The organism is Corynebacterium callunae, assembly GCF_046592015.1.
In the GTDB taxonomy this organism is placed as follows: Bacteria; Actinomycetota; Actinomycetes; order Mycobacteriales; family Mycobacteriaceae; genus Corynebacterium; species Corynebacterium callunae_A.
In genome coordinates this window covers 13,193-30,343 of the sequence record NZ_JAWVOB010000003.1, presented here as the reverse complement: position 1 = coordinate 30,343, position 17,151 = coordinate 13,193, and the positions used below count along the sequence as shown (strand labels likewise).

12 protein-coding genes and 1 pseudogene are annotated in these 17,151 nt (G+C 55.6%); 5 read left to right on the top strand and 8 right to left on the bottom strand.

Features of this window, described 5'->3' with window-relative positions:
* Nucleotides 1-7: 7 nt before the first annotated feature.
* The 4 genes from SFC07_RS04605 to rfbB all read right to left on the bottom strand — a co-directional run bounded on the left by SFC07_RS04605 (nucleotide 8) and on the right by rfbB (nucleotide 5,068).
* Complete coding sequence (locus tag SFC07_RS04605; RefSeq protein WP_411207062.1) at nucleotides 8-1,309, bottom strand: MFS transporter; 1,302 nt, start codon at nucleotides 1,307-1,309, stop codon at nucleotides 8-10.
* A 520-nt stretch (nucleotides 1,310-1,829) separates the two neighbouring features.
* Nucleotides 1,830-2,693 carry a glucose-1-phosphate thymidylyltransferase RfbA gene (rfbA, locus tag SFC07_RS04600; protein ID WP_411207061.1) on the bottom strand — a complete coding sequence of 288 codons (864 nt, stop codon included), beginning with the start codon at nucleotides 2,691-2,693 and terminating at the stop codon, nucleotides 1,830-1,832.
* On the bottom strand, nucleotides 2,694-4,049 hold the full coding sequence (locus tag SFC07_RS04595; protein WP_411207060.1) for a sugar nucleotide-binding protein: 1,356 nt from the start codon (nucleotides 4,047-4,049) through the stop codon (nucleotides 2,694-2,696).
* Nucleotides 4,049-5,068: a dTDP-glucose 4,6-dehydratase gene (gene rfbB / locus SFC07_RS04590; protein WP_411207059.1), complete on the bottom strand. Its 1,020-nt coding sequence runs from the start codon at nucleotides 5,066-5,068 to the stop codon at nucleotides 4,049-4,051. The genes SFC07_RS04595 and rfbB overlap by 1 nt, the downstream gene beginning before the upstream one ends.
* A gap of 674 nt (nucleotides 5,069-5,742) precedes the next feature.
* Between rfbB and SFC07_RS04585 the strand changes: the two genes are divergently transcribed.
* From SFC07_RS04585 to SFC07_RS04575, 3 genes are all read left to right on the top strand, one after another.
* Nucleotides 5,743-6,099, top strand: a complete 357-nt coding sequence (locus SFC07_RS04585; protein ID WP_411207058.1) for an NYN domain-containing protein — start codon at nucleotides 5,743-5,745, stop codon at nucleotides 6,097-6,099.
* 71 nt (nucleotides 6,100-6,170) lie between these two features.
* Complete coding sequence (locus SFC07_RS04580; protein WP_411207057.1) at nucleotides 6,171-7,163, top strand: ABC transporter substrate-binding protein; 993 nt, start codon at nucleotides 6,171-6,173, stop codon at nucleotides 7,161-7,163.
* Between the two features lie 27 nt (nucleotides 7,164-7,190).
* Entirely contained in the window at nucleotides 7,191-7,925 is a 735-nt protein-coding gene (locus tag SFC07_RS04575; protein WP_411207267.1) for a siderophore-interacting protein, read from the top strand.
* A gap of 256 nt (nucleotides 7,926-8,181) precedes the next feature.
* Here SFC07_RS04575 and SFC07_RS04570 read toward each other — a convergent pair whose 3' ends face one another.
* The 4 genes from SFC07_RS04570 to SFC07_RS04555 all read right to left on the bottom strand — a co-directional run bounded on the left by SFC07_RS04570 (nucleotide 8,182) and on the right by SFC07_RS04555 (nucleotide 13,343).
* Nucleotides 8,182-9,411: a hypothetical protein gene (locus SFC07_RS04570; protein ID WP_411207056.1), complete on the bottom strand. Its 1,230-nt coding sequence runs from the start codon at nucleotides 9,409-9,411 to the stop codon at nucleotides 8,182-8,184.
* Entirely contained in the window at nucleotides 9,408-10,781 is a 1,374-nt protein-coding gene (locus SFC07_RS04565; RefSeq protein ID WP_411207055.1) for a M1 family metallopeptidase, read from the bottom strand. Before SFC07_RS04565 ends, SFC07_RS04570 begins: the two co-directional genes overlap by 4 nt.
* Before the next feature lie 5 nt (nucleotides 10,782-10,786).
* On the bottom strand, nucleotides 10,787-12,784 hold the full coding sequence (locus SFC07_RS04560) for a prolyl oligopeptidase family serine peptidase (RefSeq protein WP_411207054.1): 1,998 nt from the start codon (nucleotides 12,782-12,784) through the stop codon (nucleotides 10,787-10,789).
* Between the two features lie 70 nt (nucleotides 12,785-12,854).
* Nucleotides 12,855-13,343, bottom strand: a complete 489-nt coding sequence (locus SFC07_RS04555) for a hypothetical protein (RefSeq protein ID WP_411207053.1) — start codon at nucleotides 13,341-13,343, stop codon at nucleotides 12,855-12,857.
* Nucleotides 13,344-13,373: 30 nt separating this feature from the next.
* Between SFC07_RS04555 and SFC07_RS04550 the strand changes: the two are divergent.
* Both SFC07_RS04550 and SFC07_RS04545 read left to right on the top strand, forming a co-directional pair.
* A pseudogene (locus SFC07_RS04550) lies at nucleotides 13,374-14,133 on the top strand (IS3 family transposase); the annotation flags it as partial.
* Between the two features lie 348 nt (nucleotides 14,134-14,481).
* Nucleotides 14,482-16,644 (top strand): catalase, encoded by a 2,163-nt coding sequence (locus tag SFC07_RS04545; protein ID WP_411207052.1) that lies wholly within the window; start codon nucleotides 14,482-14,484, stop codon nucleotides 16,642-16,644.
* Nucleotides 16,645-17,151 lie beyond the last annotated feature (507 nt).

Genomic DNA, 17,151 nt, shown 5'->3' with positions numbered 1-17,151 from the left:
GAACTTTCTACTTGGACTTTGCTGCGAAAGCAACGCCGATTGCGGTAATGATTGCGGCTGCGACCATGTAGTATGCCGGTGCAATGAGGTTGCCGCTGGCGCCGATCATCCAGGTTGCGATCATTGCTGCAGTGCCACCGAAGAATGCGTTGGCGCAGTTGAAGGTAAGTGCAAAGCCGGTCAAACGGACATCTGCAGGGAACTGTTCTGAGATGAAGGACGGGAGGACTCCGTCGTTAAGCGCAAGACAGGCACCCATGCCGACCTGGATCAGAATGACTCCCGCAAAGCTCGCGCCGTCAAGCGCGAGGAAAGCAGGGATGGTGAGCACTGCGAACAAGGCTGCGGCAATAAGCATTGTGGTGCGGCGGCCGAGGCGGTCAGAAAGTGCGCCGGTTGCGACGACGAGGACTGCATAAACTGCGGAGGAGATGGTGGTAGCGATAAAAGCGCTGCTAGAGCTCATGCCGAGTTCTTCGGAGAGGTAAGTAGGTAGGTATGCCAAGACCATGTAGAAACCGATGGCGTTGAGGATTGCTCCGGAGAATGCAATAAGAAGTGCGCGTGGGTACTTGAAAACCTCGAGAATAGGAAGCTTCTTTGCGGATTCTGCATCGGCGACGTGGGTCTCAGGTGCCATGCGACGAATGATCAAACCAACAATTCCTAATGGGGCGGCCAAAAGGAATGGTAGACGCCAACCCCAGGAAGCGAGGGAAGCATCGTCAAGGAGGGAAGTAAGGAGAGCTGCAAAAAGGGAACCGAGGAGGAGTCCACAAGCGGTTGCTGCGGGAACAACTGAAGCAAAGAGGCCACGGCGATTTTTGGGAGCAGATTCCGAAATGTAAGTAGAAGCTGCAGCGTATTCGCCAGAGGCACTAAAGCCTTGGATTAGGCGCAAGATCAGCAACAAGATTGGGGCGGCGACGCCGATTGTGCTGTATCCGGGAAGCAGTGCAATGCAGAAAGTTGCAAGGCTCATAAAAAGAATGGAGGCTGAAAGGCTCTTTGTACGGCCTAGGCGGTCTCCGATGTGACCCCAGGCGATGGCGCCGATTGGGCGGATCAAGAAGGAGAGTGCAAATAGTGCAAAAGTATTTACTAGTGCAGCTCGTCCGGTTAACTCGGGGAAAAAGACGGTTGCAATGACAGAAGCCATATACATATAAGCGGCGTAATCAAACCACTCAACGAATGTGCCAATAAAACTTGCGCGCACTGCATTTTTGAGATCCTTCTTGCTGATCTCGGTGGTGCTAATTGTGTCACTCAGTGCAACTGAGTTGATAGCTTGGCTTTGAACTGACATTGTAGCTCTCCTTGTGTGAAGTCACCCTGGCTCTAAATTTCTTTCTATAGAGTGATAGAAAGAAATTTAAGTCCCCGGTGGCCGGTGTGTCAATTTCTATAATTTGATAGTTTTCTGGTGGGGGTGAGTTAATGGGGTGTGAAGGGTAGGATTTGCCCCGACCCACCCTGTTGAAGGGGTGGGGTGTGCCAGAAGCTACAAAATGGCCGGGGTCGAGTGTATTTTGTAGAATCTGGCACAAAAATAGGCCTTGAAATGTGCCTGCGGCTACAAAACATATGTTCTTATAGCGGTTTTTGTACGCTCAGGAACACTTTGTGAATAAAATTGCCAAAACCAGCCAAAATTACCCTCTCTAGAAGCCGATTTAAGGCAATAAAAATGGACTCCCTAAGTGGAAGTCCATTTGGAAAATCTCAAGACCTTAAATCGGCGCAAAACTTGAAGGGGAAAGCTTCCCAGCCCTGGGAAACCACCCGGGAATCCCACCCCAAAAAACGCCCAAAAACCTAAAAGCGCCCTATTCCCCAGCCGCCCGCAGCAAATAGTTGCCATAGCCGGACTTCTTCAGCTCCTTGCCAAGAGCAGTCAATTCCTCAGCAGTAATGAAACCCTCGCGGAAAGCAGCGACCTCGGGGGAGCCGATAATATTGCCGGTGCGCTTTTGCAAAACCTCAACATAAGAGGAAGCCTCGGACATGGAATCGATGGTGCCGGTATCTAGCCAAACATCGCCACGGTCGAGTCGTTGCACGGTGAGCGCACCCTGTTGCAGATATGCGTCATTAACGGAGGTGATTTCCAGCTCGCCACGCGCAGAAGGCTTAATGGACTTCGCGATCTCCACCACGCGGTTGTCGTAGAAGTACAAACCAACCACGGCAAAGTTGGATTTTGGATCAGCGGGCTTTTCCTCAATCGATACCGCGCGATTATTAGCGTCGAATTCCACCACGCCATAACGCTCCGGATCGGATACCTCATAGGCAAACACAATGCCGCCGCGGGGATCGGAGCATTGCTTCAAGGAGCGTCCCAGTTGGGAGCCGTCGAAGATGTTATCGCCAAGTACCAAGGCCACGTCATCAGAGCCAATGAATTCCTCGCCGATAATGAAGGCCTGGGCCAGTCCATCGGGGGAAGGCTGCACAGCGTAGCTAAGGGAAATTCCCCAGGCGGAGCCGTCGCCCAGCAGACGCTCGAAGGAATCGCGGTCCTCTGGGGTGGTGATAATGAGGATTTCTCTAATGCCCGCCTGAATAAGCGTGGTCAGCGGATAGTAGACCATGGGTTTGTCATAAATGGGCATTAGCTGCTTGGAAATACCCTTGGTGATCGGGTACAGCCGGGTGCCGGAACCACCTGCGAGGATGATGCCTTTCATTTACAGCTCCTTGAGGTAATCGTTGAGGCGAGCCTGCCAGGTGGGCGCACTAAAACCAGTGGCTTCAATTTTGCTCAGCTCCAGCACAGAGTTCAGCGGGCGTGGCGCTGCATCCTTGTCGGCAAAGTACTCAGCGGTGGAAACACCGGTCACCTTGGAAGGATCGCCAAAAACCAAGCGTGCGATATCTGCCCAGCTTGCGGGCTCGCCAGAGTTGGTGAGGTTGTAGGTGCCAAATTCTGCACCAACCTCAAGCAGGTGTGCAATGCCGGTGGCGATGTCCTCAGTAAAGGAAAGCCTGCCGATCTGGTCATCCACAACCGATGGGGCAATGCCACGCTCATCCAGGGACTTCATAGTGCGGACAAAGTTATTGCCATCGCCAATGACCCAGCTGGTGCGCACAATATAATGCCGTGGGGCGGTGGCCGCTGCGATATCGCCGGCTGCTTTGGATTGTCCATAAACACCCAGCGGGGAAAATGGTGCGTTTTCGTCGTAGGATTCGGCCGCACCGTCAAAGACATAATCCGAGGACACATGCACCAAAGTGAGGTTGTTCTCGCGCGCGATTGTCGCCAAGTTCGCAACGGCGGTGGCATTGATCGCCCACGCCGCGGCGCGATCGTTTTCGGCGCGGTCAACGGCCGTATAGGCGGCAGCGTTGATGATGGTGGAATATTGTTTCCATTGCTTTGCGACGCGCAGATCCGCGGTGATATCTAAATTAGCGCGGCTTAAGAACTCAGCATCGGGGAAAACCGCGCGCAGCGCGGTTCCCAACTGACCGCCTGCACCCACAACGAGTACCTTGCGTGGCGGGACAGGGGTGGCGTCGATAAGCGCAGGGTGGTTAGCGTCTTTGTCGGAAATTTCAGTTGGTTCAAGTGGCCAGTCGATCATGTTGAGGTTGACGAAGCTGTATTCAGCGTCCGGGGACCAGTGATCGTTGACGAGGTAGGTGTAGAGGGTGCCGTCCTCGAGGGCTTGGAAGCCGTTGGCGATGCCGCGTGGGACGTAGACGGCGGTGTCGGGGCCGATGGTGACGGTGACGGTTTTGCCGTAGGTGGCGGAGCCTTCGCGCAGGTCAACCCAGGCGCCGAAGACAGAACCGACGGCGACGGAGACGAACTTATCCCAAGGTTCGGCGTGCATGCCGCGGGTGACACCTTTGAGGGCGTTGAAGCTCATGTTGTTTTGGACGGGGCCAAAATCAGGCAGGCCGAGTTCGACCATCTTGGTGCGTTGCCAGTTTTCTTTGAACCAGCCACGGTTGTCGCCGTGGACGGGTAGATCAAAGATGATCAGGCCGTCGATATCAGTGGTGTGGGAGGTCAGTTGTTTGCCGTATTCCATTATTGTCCCTGCTTAGCGTAGGTAGCTTCGACATTGTCCTTGGCGGGGCGCCACCAGGCTTCGTTGGCGCGGTACCAGTTGATGGTTTGCTCGAGGCCTTTGTGCATACCGGAATCGGTGTCAGTGTATTTGGGTACCCAGCCGAGTTCGGTGCGGAGTTTGGTGGAGTCCATGGCGTAGCGCATATCGTGGCCGGGGCGATCAGCGACGTGTTCGTAGGCATTCTTATCGAGGCCCATGAGTTCGCAGATAAGCTCGATGACCTGCTTGTTGTTGACGTGATCGTTGTCGGCGCCGATGATGTAGGTTTCGCCGATCTTGCCTTTGGACAGGATCAGGTGCACGGCGTCGTTGTGGTCATCGACGTGGATCCAGTCGCGGACTTGCTCGCCGGTGCCGTAGAGCTTTGGAGTAAGTCCGGCCAGGATATTGGTGATCTGGCGGGGGATGAACTTCTCAATGTGCTGGTAGGGGCCGTAGTTATTGGAGCAGTTGGACATGGTTGCTTGGATGCCGAAGGAGCGGATCCAGGCGTGAACCAGGTGGTCTGATCCTGCCTTGGTGGCGGAATATGGGGAGGAGGGCTTGTAGGCGGTGGTTTCGGTGAAGCGGTTGGGATCATCTAGTTCGAGATCGCCGAAGACTTCGTCGGTGGAGATGTGGTGGAAGCGTTTGTTGTGCTTGCGTACGGCTTCTAGCAGGGTATATGTGCCGATGAGGTTGGTGTGGATAAAGGGGGAGGGGTCTTTTAGCGAGTTATCGTTGTGGGATTCTGCGGCGAAGTGGACGGTGATGTCGTGGTCTTTGACCAGGGTGTCTACTAGTTCGGCGTCGCAGATGTCGCCTTCGATGAGGGTTACTTTGCTGTCGGGGAGGCCTTTGAGGTTGTCAGCGTTTCCGGCGTAGGTGAGCTTATCGAGCACCGTGATCTGGGTGTATTCAGGGTGTTGCTCAACAGTTTGGCGGACGAAGTTGGCGCCGATGAAGCCGGCACCTCCGGTCACAAGCAAAGAAGTCATGTTCGTAATACTACTTGGGGCAGGCATTTTATGAGGGGGTTGGGCTGCGGTGGAAATGGATGTTTTAGAGATATGGGGAGTGGAAGCTGTAGCTGAATTTCTACTCTTGAGCTAAAGTTCTAGTAGCAAATGGGATTGAATTTTGAAAACATTGGGGCTAAAATTTATTAAATCACCCCTTGCCGTTGATCCTCTATTATCAGGAGAGTTGCCGATGACAAGGGGTTTTAACGTGGGGGACAAAAATGTCCCAAAAAACGCGCGGTAATGAGGCTTATCGTCAACCGCAATTAAGGCCAGTAGTAACGGCAATTCTTATCGATGGTGGGTTTTACCGACGTAGGGCTTATTCCCTCTTTGGGGATAAAAGTCCAGAAGATCGAGCAAATGAATTACAGGAATATGCCCGTCGGCATATCCGTAAATCACACAGCAGCTTGTATCGCATCTTTTACTATGATTGCCCACCTTCCGAAAAAGTAATTTTTCATCCTCTAACTCGTACCCAGGTAAATCTGGGGAAGTCGGAGCAATTTCAATGGACTCATGATTTTTTCGAGGCACTTACACATAAGAGGAAGGTTGCGTTGCGCAGGGGTGAGGAGCTGGAAACTCAGCAGGGGTATTCGCTTAGGCAGAAGCCTCTGAAAAACTCCTAAACGGAACCCTAAAGCTTGAAAGACTTAACGGAGGGCGATTTTGCTCTTGATATCACTCAAAAAGGTGTTGATATGCGAATCGGGCTGGATATCGCATCTTTGGCTGAACGTAAAACTGTCAATCAAATAGTGATGATTACCGGGGATAGCGACTTCGTTCCCGCTGCTAAACATGCTCGCCGGGAAGGCATTGATTTTATTTTGGGCCCTATGTGGGCCGATATTGCAAGGAGCTTGAGTGAACATGTAGACGGTATTAGACAATGTGTGAATAGGTTCCCCGAGAACAAGCGAGATCCGATTTATTTTGAGAATCTCCATAAAGATATAAAGTCTCCACCCCCTACTGGGGATGACGAGGAAGAACTTTAGTGACTTTTCTAGGTCGGAATTTAACTTAAGTAACCCTTGCCTTACTTTCTTGTATAAAGTAGTTTGAGGGAATGAATTTTCGCCACTTGCCCCAAATTAAGGGCATTAAACAGCACAGCTCTCTCAAAAAAGCCCTCGTACCAGCGTGTATTGGCCTGGTGCTAGCTCTCAGTGCCTGCACCGGCTCTACTGAGACCACCGGTTCCTCCGAGACCGCCGGTTCGACTGAGGTCGCAGCAGTCGCCGAGTACACCGTGGAACACGCAATGGGCACCACCGTCATCGATGGCCCAGTTGAACGCGTAGTAGTTATTGACTCTCCACACCTCGACGCTCTCCTCGCGTTGGGAATCACCCCAGTCGGCGCCACAGAATCCGGCGCAGAAAACGGCTTCCCCACCTACCTCGCAGATCAGCTCCAGGACACTGAATCTGTAGGCCTAACTGCTGAGCCAAACCTCGAGAAAATCGCAGCACTTGACCCTGACCTGATCATCGGCGCAAAGGTCCGACACGAGGGCATCTACGAGCAGCTTTCCGCCATTGCACCAACGGTCATGTCCGAAGGCTCCGGCACCAACTGGCATGAGCAGGCAGAAATTACCGCGGCAGCCGTTAACCGCAGCGCAGAGATGACAACCCTCATCAATGATCTCAGCACCCGCGCGGATGAGGTGGGCGAGGAAATCGGCGCAGAAGGCCAGACTGTATCCATGGTGCGCTTCCGTCCCGATAATTTCCGCCTCTACGGCCCTGAAACTTTCTCCGGTTCCATCCTCGAGGAAGTAGGCTATGACCTGGGCGAAAAGCAATGGAATGAGTACTCCATGATGGAACTCAGCACGGAGAACTTCAGCCAGATTGATGGCGACCTCATCTTCTACACGATCCCCGGTGGCGACCCCGCAGCCACCACGTATCCGCAGGTCTCCGCGCTATGGGGAGATTCCCCCGCAGTCCAGCAGAACAAGACCTACGAGTTTGAAGATGAAACCTGGATGATCGGAATCGGCGTCCTCGGCGGCAATGAAATCCTCGACGACCTCGAAGAAATCCTCAGCTAATTGTCCACTTTCAATAAGTCACCCAATGTGCTCTTCCCCGTCCATGTGGCAAGAGTACAACGGGTGTCCCCGGGTTTTATGCGAATCACCTTCGCCTCCCCGCAGCTGAAGTTCCTTATCGATCGTGGCCTGGATCAGCGCATCAAAATCCTCTTCCCACGCACGCCACACCTCCCCGAAAGTCTCGCCGAACCACTCATCTCAGAGGAGCAGTGGCGCCTGCGCTGGCGTGAACTTCCTCCAGAAATTCGCCCTCACCTGCGCACTTATACAATTGCCGAGTCTCGTCCCACTATTGCAGAAGTGGATATCGATTTCTTCCTCCACGCCGAAACCCCCATTTTCAGCGCCGGAAACTGGGCCCGCACCGCGAAGATCGGTACTCCCGCGGCTATTTCCGCGCCCGACGCCCGCCACAACCCCGGCCTCCACGGCGTTCAGTGGCGCCCCGGCCCCGCCCGCCGCGCAGTCCTCATCGGCGATGAAACCGCGATTCCCGCCATGCGGGGCATCTTAAGCGCTTTTCGACGCAAAAACGCCGACGTTTTCCTCCACTTAAAGGATCCCCGCGACGCCGAGACCTTGGGAACCTATGAACCCTTCACCTCTCACACCGTGGAAAATCTCAAATCTCACCTCACCCCGGATACCTATATCTGGTGCGCCGGCGAAAGTCGTTGGGTATCTGAGCTGCGCCAGGAGTTTTTGGCTGCCGGCGTGAATCCAAAGCAGCTCCAGGTCCAGGGCTATTGGAACCGGTAACTGCGACTGTGCAGAATATCGCGAAAATCGCCTCAGGGAAGGTCATTTTGCGGAGTCCTGCACAGTGATTAAAAAGGCTCCAAGACTGAGCCTGCAGAATGCTTCGCAGATGCGTAAATATGAGCGATTTGTGTACGATCCTGCTAAATTTCAGACCGAAAATCTACCAGATCGTACACAAAATGCCACTACATCGCCGGTTGTGCAGAATCCTGCAGAGCCAGAGGTACAGCAAGCCTTAAGTAAACCCATCCAGTCACTTCGCAGGAGCAGTATCCCGCACCCCGCGAGAAAACAGCACTCCCAAATGCACAACCAGCCCACACAGTGGTCCGCAAATGAGCGCGAGTGCAGCGGCTAGTCCGAGGGAGAAGGGGCCGAGGAGGAATCCCACGGCTACGATTGTCGCAACCACCCAGCCTGCGAGGTAAATCGCGTGTTTCTCAAAAGCAATGGCGGCACAGCCGGTAACCATGAGTGATGCGGTGGTCGTCGCACCGAGGGTAAGCAGTGCCAACAGCCAACCAGGCACGGTGAAGAGATCTTTACGCAGCACAACTTCCAAAAGCCAGGGGCCAATTGCCCAGGCCAAGCCCGCTCCAACCAGACCAATTCCCCAGACAACGGCCAGCGGACCGGCAAGTGCTTTCAGTGGCCCAAGCTTGCCGGAGACAAAACGCACGATGATGGCGGACTGGAATTGCTGGAGGGGAACCAGCAGAGGAGCGCGGGTCAGGATAACTGCATAGGAGACAGCTGCCATGGATACGCCGCCGGCCACGCTGGTGGGATTAGCAAATTTCAGCAGGGTGGGGAAGCCAGTGATGAGGATGGCGGTGGCACCAGATGCGGCCATCGCTAAGAGTGCCTGTCGCACAAATACCTGCGCGGAAACATCGGCAACTGAACCCAGCACAGAGCGTACGGAACCAAAGCACAGGACGATGACCAGCCAGGATATAGATCCCACCACGGTGATCACCAAGAACGCCAGGAGTTGGTAGCCCAGTAGCCAAGCACCTACAGCCAGCACCATGCGCACGCCGGTATCTAAGGAAATTAGCGCTGCATATTCTTTCCAGAGCTGGCAGCCGGACAAGATTCCGGAGATGGTGGCTTGGATGGCGTAGCTGGCCAGGCCTAAAGCAAGCAGTCCAACGCCGATGCCCTGTTGGGAACTTAGCAGCTGGCCGATCCAAAACGGTGCGCTCACACCAAGTAGAACCAGCACCACTGCGCCCACAATAAAGGCGAACCTAAAAGGCCGGAAACCACCCCCCGAACCCCCAGAACGACCAGCAGTAACCGCGCGAGTGGTTTCTTGGGTAAGGCCAGTCAAGACGCCGGTACCTGCGAAGAAGAGGCCCCAGTAGGCGGTGAATTCTTCGGAGAGCTGGCCGGAATCGCCAAGGGCCCAGGCTGCGATGATGATCACTACAAAGCCAGAGAGTCCGGCGATGATGGTGGCCAGCGTTAGATATCTCATACTTCAGGGAACTCAGGCAGGGGAAGTTCGCGCAGCCAGGAGTTCCACAAGGCATCAAGCGCAGCGTGATCAGTGGACACCATATACAGGTGACGCTTTAGATCGCGGGGCTCCACCAGACCGTGTCGGCCCTCGGCCACGTAGGCGCGAACTGCGGAGAAGAAGGCGGAATCGCCAAGCAAAACGCGCAGTGCATGGACAGTGAGGGCGCCACGCTTGTACACGCGGTCATCAAACATGTCGGCGGGGCCGGGATCGGCAAGCAGCAGGTCCTCCGGCAACTTAGCCAACCCCTCATAAAACTCCAAAGCGCTTTCAGCAGCAGGCTTCACCCCAGCCTTTTCAAACCACAACCATTCGGCGTAGCAGGCAAAACCCTCATTGAGCCAAATGTCATTCCACTGCGCTAGGCCAAGGGAATTGCCAAACCACTGGTGGGAAAGCTCGTGGGCGATAAGGCGTTCCCAGGTGTCTTTGCCGGTGGCGTGGTTAGCGCCAAAGCTGGAAAGTCCATGGGCTTCCAGTGGAATCTCGAGGTCATCCTCGGTAATCACCACGCGGTAGCTGCTGAAGGGATAAGGGCCAAAAAGCTCCTCATAGGCATCAACCATGGCTACCTGCTTGGAAAAATCATGCAGGATCCGCGCCTTCAAAGCAGCATTACCCTTAGGAATATAGGCCAGCACCGGAACCCCCGAAGCCGCGCGCCCAAGCGAAACCTCTTCATAATCGCCCACGTGAATGGCGGCAAGATAGGTGGCCATCGCCTCGCGGGTGCGATAATGCCAGGTAGTCATGCTGCCGCTGACATGACGGCCTACCAATTCACCAGTGGAGATCGCGCTATAGCCATTATCCACCGCGATTTTTACGTCGAAAAGCGCCTTCTCGTCTGGGGTGTCGTCGCAGGGCAACCAGCTGGGCGCCCCGCACGGCTGGGAGGCGACGAGGGAGCCGTTGCTGAGTTCCTCCCAGCCGATCATGCCCCATGTGCTGCGGACCGGGCGTGGGTTGCCGCGATAGCGGATGACCAGGGAGAATTCTTGGTCGACAGGGATTTCATTGCGGAAGGTGATGCGCAATTTGCGGTTGGCGTGGCGGAAGCGGGCGACCTCCACGCGAGTGCCGGCGGTGCCGATAGCGGAGATTTTTTCCACGCGCAGGCTATTGGCCAGATCGAGGGTGAGCGAATCGAGCGCATGGTAATTATCCATATGCAAGGTCGCGGTGCCCATGAGCAGGTTGGGGGCTACTCGGTAAGTGAGATCGAGCTCGTACCTGCGGATGTGATAGCCGAGGTTAAAATCAATGCCCGTATAGGAATCGCGAGTTCCTGGGACCGGAGTGCTGCGCAGCCTTCTCTTCATCATAGAAATTAAATGTTACCTTCTGCTTCAAGTGCAGCGTCTATCCAGGTATAAATCAGTGCCTCCATAAATGCCACTTGCTTATTATTGGTCGCACCGGCGTGCCCGCCCTCGGTGTTTTCGTAGTAGTCCACGTGCTGCCCGGCATCGCGCAAGGCCTGCGCAAATAGCCGCGCATGCGCGGGGTGGACGCGGTCATCACGGGTTGAGGTGGTCACCAAGGCCGGGGGATAAGGGCGCTTTTCGACGTTATGTAGTGGAGAATAACTCTCCAGCACGGCCCTTTCCTCCGGGTCTTCAGGATTGCCATATTCCGCCATCCATGAAGCACCCGCTGACCAGGTGTGATAGCGCAGCATGTCCGTCAATGGCACCTGCACCACGGCTGCTCCGAAGGCTTCTGGGTACTGGGTTAGTGCACCACTTGTCAGCAAACCGCCATTGGACCCGCCGCGGATAGCGATCTGCTCGGGCTGGGCATAGCCGCGTTCTACTAGATCCAAAAGCACTGCATGGTGGTCTTCCCACACCTTGCGGCGGTTGAGCTTGGTGGCCTGGGAATGCCACTGCGGTCCGAACTCGCCACCACCTCTTAAGTTTGCTTCCACGAAGTAGTAGCTCTTTTCCAACCAGGCGATGCCGCGGGTAGGGGAGTGACTGGGCGTAAGTGAGACCTCGAAACCGCCATAGGCGTGGACCAATGTTTTGCGTGGACTGTCGGAGAAATTGCCCGTGATGAAGTATGGAATCTTCGTCCCATCCGCGGAGGTCGCCCAATGCTGACGAGTCTCCTGCCCAGCATTATCAAACTGCAACGGAGCATGCTTTACAGCCTCAAGCGAACCCGGCAACTCAGCACGCAGCAGCGATGGCGCCTGCGTGAAACTAGCCGCCTGCACCCAAATTTCATCGCCATCCAAGGGGGAGGTAGCAACCACATGCGCGGTGGCATGATTGGGAAGCTCCATGCGAGTCGGTTCCGCAATCGGATCAGCCAGCGGCACCGTGATGATGTCAGTGGAAACATTATTTAATAAGGTAAGCACCAAAAAATTCTTCGTGGTGGCTAAACCCTGCAAAGAGGTAGAAGCAGAAGGCGTGAACACCGCAGCGAAATCCCGCGCACCGTCCAAGAACGCATCCAACTCCAGAACACCTAAACCACCAGCCGGGATACCTGCATAATCAGTGCGCGGATTAATAAACAGCCACTGATTCTTCACAATCACATCGCAATCAGTTGGCACATCCAACAGCACCAAACCATCTGCTGTCTCCAAATACGTCTGCGAGTTATAAAAATCCACCGACCTCGAGGCGAAAATCCGCTCAAACCCAGGGGTAGAATCCCGCCACGCATGAGTTGCAACATCTTGTGCAGAACCCTCGAAAAATACTTCCGCCTGCTCAATCGCGGTACCACGCTTCCACTTCACAGCGCGCGCCGGGTAGCCCGAGTCCGTCAATGAGCCTTCGCCGGTATCAGTGCCCACCAACAAGGTATCCGCATCAATCCACGTGACGCTCGATTTCGCCTCAGGTAATTCAAATGGCTCAGATTCCACAAAGGTGCGCGAAACTAGATCAAACTCCCTAATTACCGTGGCATCCGCACCACCCCGGGACAGCTTAACCAGCGCTAAATCCCGCTCCGGCGAACGCACCACCGCGCCCTTCCACACCCAGTTTTCGCCCTCAGTCTCCGCCAACGCATCCACATCAATGAGCACCTCCCACTCGGGCTGCTCACTTTCGTACGACTCCAACGTGGTCGTGCGCCACACTCCACGCGGATGCTGCGCATCCCGCCAAAAGTTATACAGTTTCTCCCCGCGCCTGCTCACGTACGCAATGCGGTCATCGGTGTCTAACGCTGCCAGCAGCCTTGCTTCGAGTGCGTCCTTAGCAGGACTTTTTAGCTTTTCGACGCTTTCCCCCGACCACTGCTTCGCCCACGCAAGCGCTTCCGGGGTGTCAATATCTTCGAGGAAAGTGTAATCAGTCATGAAGTTCAGGTTAGTGATCTTTTGACTAACAGGTTTTCGGAGGCGTCTTCTGTGGACGCCTCCAAATGGATCAGCCGACGTAAACCTGAACTGAGTAGTAGCGGCCGTTTTGAAAATCTACGCGCACGCCGATTTCCCCTGTGTCTTTTTCATCATCAGGATTCAGGAACGATGTGTTTTGTTTGATGATGGCGATTTCAATATCGATCATCTCTGCTGGCAGTGAATTGGCCACAACATAGAGCCGTTCTGATTCGATGTAATTGGTAAAGAAAACGTCCTCAAAGAAAACCAGCTCGCCACTGACAGCGCGCTGGTAGTAATCATTTGCAATGGTTTCAGCGTTGTCGGTTTTGGTGCGGCCTGTTGCACTGAAGAACTCTTCCAATCCGTTCTCAAATTCAACAGCCCTCTTATCTCTATTTTCAGAGCGGCTGCTGCTTTCAAAAGAGCTAGAACCAAAGATTAACTCTGCATGAGCCACACCAGCACTCATTGGAGAAATAAGAACGCCCGAAAGGAGCACTGCTAGGTGAGGTTCCCCTTGAAAAGTGGACACCCAATCTAGTCGGGCGACACGCCCCGATAGGCAAGGGTGTTCAACATGAACAACTGGACTAAGTCCCATAAAACCTATGGTGCGCCACGTATCACCGCTGAATTACACGATGAAGGAATTGACGTGGATCGAAAAACAGTAGCGAAATCAATGCGCCGGCACGGTATTGAAGGGATCTCACCTCAGTTCCTGGGTGCCGGTCACAACGATTCCTGGAACCTTGTCTCATAATATCCCTGACCGGGTGAAACGTGATTTTGATACCGGTGAGCTTAATCGAGTGTGGATTTCCGATATTACGTATTTGAAAACGAATCAGGGCTGGCTGTATCCATGTGTGGTCCGTGATGGTTGTCCACGGCGTGTGTTGGGATGGGGTATGGATGATACTCAAACGACACGGCTTGTTGAGCGTGCGTTGCGGATGGCTCATACGTTGCGGCGTGGTGTGCCTGATGGTGTGGTTTTTCACGCTGATCGGGGCACGCAGTTCACATCGGATCAGTTGTATCGGGTGCGTCAGGAATGATTGCTCAGTCGATGGGCCGGACTGGGGTATGTTTTGATAATTCGATGGTTTAAGTCTTTTTGGTCGACGTTAAAGAATGAGTTTTATGACCGGGGGCGGTGGGCTACTCGTGATGAGGCTCGGCGTGAGGTCGCTCGATGGATTGAGGTGTTTTATAACCGTCAGCGCAGGCATTCCGCGCTCGGGTTTATCCCTCCTGTTCAGTTTGAGCAGGATCATGCTCGTCCTGTTCGATCTGTAGGAAACCAACAAGTAGCTTAATTATGTGTCCACCACTTGCGGGCAACCCCATTTTCTGCTCTTTCCAGTCACCACAGTCATCCTTTGCGCATGGAGAGGGTGTGATGGATGTGGATGCTACCTCCTGTAGGGGCGTCTGCACGACCAGGAGAGCCCCTTGGTTTTGCACAATCGGCTTCACCCCGCGCGGTCAGAGGTGGAGGCGGCGCTGGGCCAGGTGGGCGTCGACGAGCCTGCGGACCCGGGAAACCGTCACAACATCCATCGGGATTCGACGGGCCCCAGGTGAGAGCGTGGGGGCTGACTTCTCAGGCTGTTTTCTCTATCCTCGCGTATGTAACCAATAACCGATTTGTAGCAGGTGAGAAGATGGCCCCGAAGAACAACCCCGCAGCCTCCCCGCAGGGCGATAAGGCCCCCGGTACCCCAGGCAATGCCACCCCGGACAAGAACGAGCCCACTATTCCGACCACGCCTCCCGTACCGAAAGCAGATCAGCAGGCGCCGCCGGCAGTTTCCCCGACCGGCTGTCCGTTCCACATCGGCGCCGGCGAGCCCGATCCCCGCGCCCAGCAGGGTGAGTACCTGACCACCGCTCAGGGTGCACGCCTGAGCGAGACCAGCCACTCGCTGCGCGCCGGTACCCGTGGCCCCTTGCTCATGCAGGACCACCATTTCCGCGAAAAGATCACCCACTTCGACCACGAGCGTATCCCTGAGCGCGTGGTCCACGCGCGTGGCGCAGGCGCACACGGCGTGTTCAAGGCCAATGGTGCAGCCTCTAAGATTTCCAAGGCGGGTGTGTTTACCAAGGATAAGGAAACCCCCGTATTCGTGCGCTTTTCCACTGTGCTAGGTTCCCGAGGCTCCGCCGACAGCGTGCGCGACACCCGCGGCTGGGGCGTGAAGTTCTACACCGACGAGGGCACCTGGGACCTGGTGGGCAACAACATCCCGGTTTTCTTCATCCAGGATGGCATCAAGTTCCCGGACGTCGTCCACGCTGCCAAACCGCACCCGGACCGGGAGATCCCCCAGGCGCAAAGTGCGCATGACACGTTCTGGGACTTCGCGGGCCTTCATACGGAGGCCACTCACCACACCTTCTGGAACATGTCGGACCGTGGAATCCCCCGTTCCTTCCGCACCATGGAGGGCTTCGGCATCCACACCTTCCGCATGATCAACGACGCCGGTGAGACCACCCTGGTCAAGTTCCACTTCAAGCCACGTCTCGGCGTCCACTCCCAAGTGTGGGAGGAAGCGCAGATCACCGGTGGCGTGGACCCGGACTTCCACCGTCGCGATCTCGCCGATGCCATCGAGGCCGGCGCCTACCCCGAGTGGGACCTGGGTATTCAGGTCTTCCCGGACACCAAGGAGCAGATGTTCGAGGGCATTGATCTGCTCGACCCGACGAAGATCGTTCCGGAGGAGCTCGCCCCGGTGGAGATCATCGGCACCCTGACCTTGAACAGGAACCCAGGCAACTACTTCGAGGAGACCGAGCAGGTCGCCTTCCACCCGGGCCACCTGGTTCCCGGTATTGACGTGACCAACGACCCGTTGCTGCAGGCACGCCTGTTTTCCTACCTGGACACCCAGATCAGCCGGCTGGGCGGGCCGAATTTCTCCCAGCTGCCGATCAACCGCCCGCACGCGCCCGTCAACGACAACCTCCGCGACGGCATGTACCAGCAGGGCGCGCATACGGGCGTCGCACCCTACAAGCCGAACAGCCTGGACGGGGGCAACCCCACCGAGGCGAGTGTCAACGAGGGTGCGCTTATCGACGTCCCGCAGCCCGTTGAGGGCCACATCACCCGTGAGAACCCGGCATCCTTCGAGGACCACTTCTCGCAGCCGCGCATGTTCTACCTGTCCCTGTCGGACGTGGAGAAGCAGCACCTGACCGACGCATTCTCTTTCGAGCTGGGCAAGTGCTACGAGGAGGCCATCAAGCTCCGGTACCTTGACGTTCTGGCCCACGTGGACCAGGGCCTGGCAGAAGCCGTCGCGGACAACCTCGGTCTGCCTCACCCGGAGCCTCAAGACGTCGCCGACGTGCAACCGTCCCCTGCTCTGTCCCAGGTGGGCGGCACCTGGCCCGTCGATGGCCGTCAGGTCGCGGTTCTGATCAACTCCGGAGCAGACCTCCGTGGTGTGGGCACGCTTCTCGATACCCTCTTCGACGACGGCGTGACCCCGCTGATCATCTCGGATAAGGGCGGCACCGTTACTACAGATGGCGCGGAGGTCTCCGTGTCGCGCACCTACCTCACCGCCCGCTCCATTGAGTTTGATGCTGTCGTGGTGGTCAACCCTCCTGCTATCCCGGAGGTGGCCACAATGTTGGGTGAATTTGAGCGCCACAAGAAGGCAATCATCCTCGCTGGGCCGGATGCCGGCGCCGCACTGGGTGCTGCTCGCGTCGAAGTCAACCAGCCCGGTATCGTCGCCGTCGCCTCTCCTTCCCAGGCTGCGGACCCGGTGACGGAGCTTCTCGCCTCTCACCGCGTCTGGGATCGGTAGGAGGCAAATGTTGATATCGTGGCACCCGGAAAATTGCCCGACCTGTCGGGTGCCATGATGAGACTCACTTAATGATTGCGTTGTGGAACAGTTGCACAGTCCTGTCGAATCAGTGCGTGAATGTGTTTGTACCGTGCTGCCCGGCATTTTCTTTCTTCTGGCGGGTTAAACGTGGGCGCAAGAGACGAGAAGATGGGGTCGGGTCCACATTCCCCCAACAGTTTCCACAGCATATGAGATGATTGTGCTTTACTGGCTGATTCGAAGTGTTTGGCCCTCAGAATTTCGAGGTCCTAAAAGGCGTCACAAACTATTGGTTTGTGACGCCTTTTAGGACTAGTGAAAGACCAATTGGAATTTGATCAGTTGTGATTAACCCACAATTAGGGGAAGAGTCACGTAGTAGTACTCAGAGTCTTTTCCAACTGCAACACCGAATAGGATAGAAGTACCGGAGAGAGCTCCGAAGCCTCCAGAGGCTCAATAACTTCCAAAGTCTCCACAGCT

Bases quoted from the DNA above. Each gene is read 5' to 3' on its own strand.
- SFC07_RS04605 (WP_411207062.1), bottom strand. From the start codon at position 1,309: ATGTCAGTTCAAAGCCAAGCTATCAACTCAGTTGCACTGAGTGACACA.
- rfbA (WP_411207061.1), bottom strand. From the start codon at position 2,693: ATGAAAGGCATCATCCTCGCAGGTGGTTCCGGCACCCGGCTGTACCCG.
- SFC07_RS04595 (WP_411207060.1), bottom strand. From the start codon at position 4,049: ATGGAATACGGCAAACAACTGACCTCCCACACCACTGATATCGACGGC.
- rfbB (WP_411207059.1), bottom strand. From the start codon at position 5,068: ATGACTTCTTTGCTTGTGACCGGAGGTGCCGGCTTCATCGGCGCCAAC.
- SFC07_RS04580 (WP_411207057.1), top strand. From the start codon at position 6,171: ATGAATTTTCGCCACTTGCCCCAAATTAAGGGCATTAAACAGCACAGC.
- SFC07_RS04570 (WP_411207056.1), bottom strand. From the start codon at position 9,411: ATGAGATATCTAACGCTGGCCACCATCATCGCCGGACTCTCTGGCTTT.
- SFC07_RS04565 (WP_411207055.1), bottom strand. From the start codon at position 10,781: ATGATGAAGAGAAGGCTGCGCAGCACTCCGGTCCCAGGAACTCGCGAT.
- SFC07_RS04560 (WP_411207054.1), bottom strand. From the start codon at position 12,784: ATGACTGATTACACTTTCCTCGAAGATATTGACACCCCGGAAGCGCTT.
- SFC07_RS04545 (WP_411207052.1), top strand. From the start codon at position 14,482: ATGGCCCCGAAGAACAACCCCGCAGCCTCCCCGCAGGGCGATAAGGCC.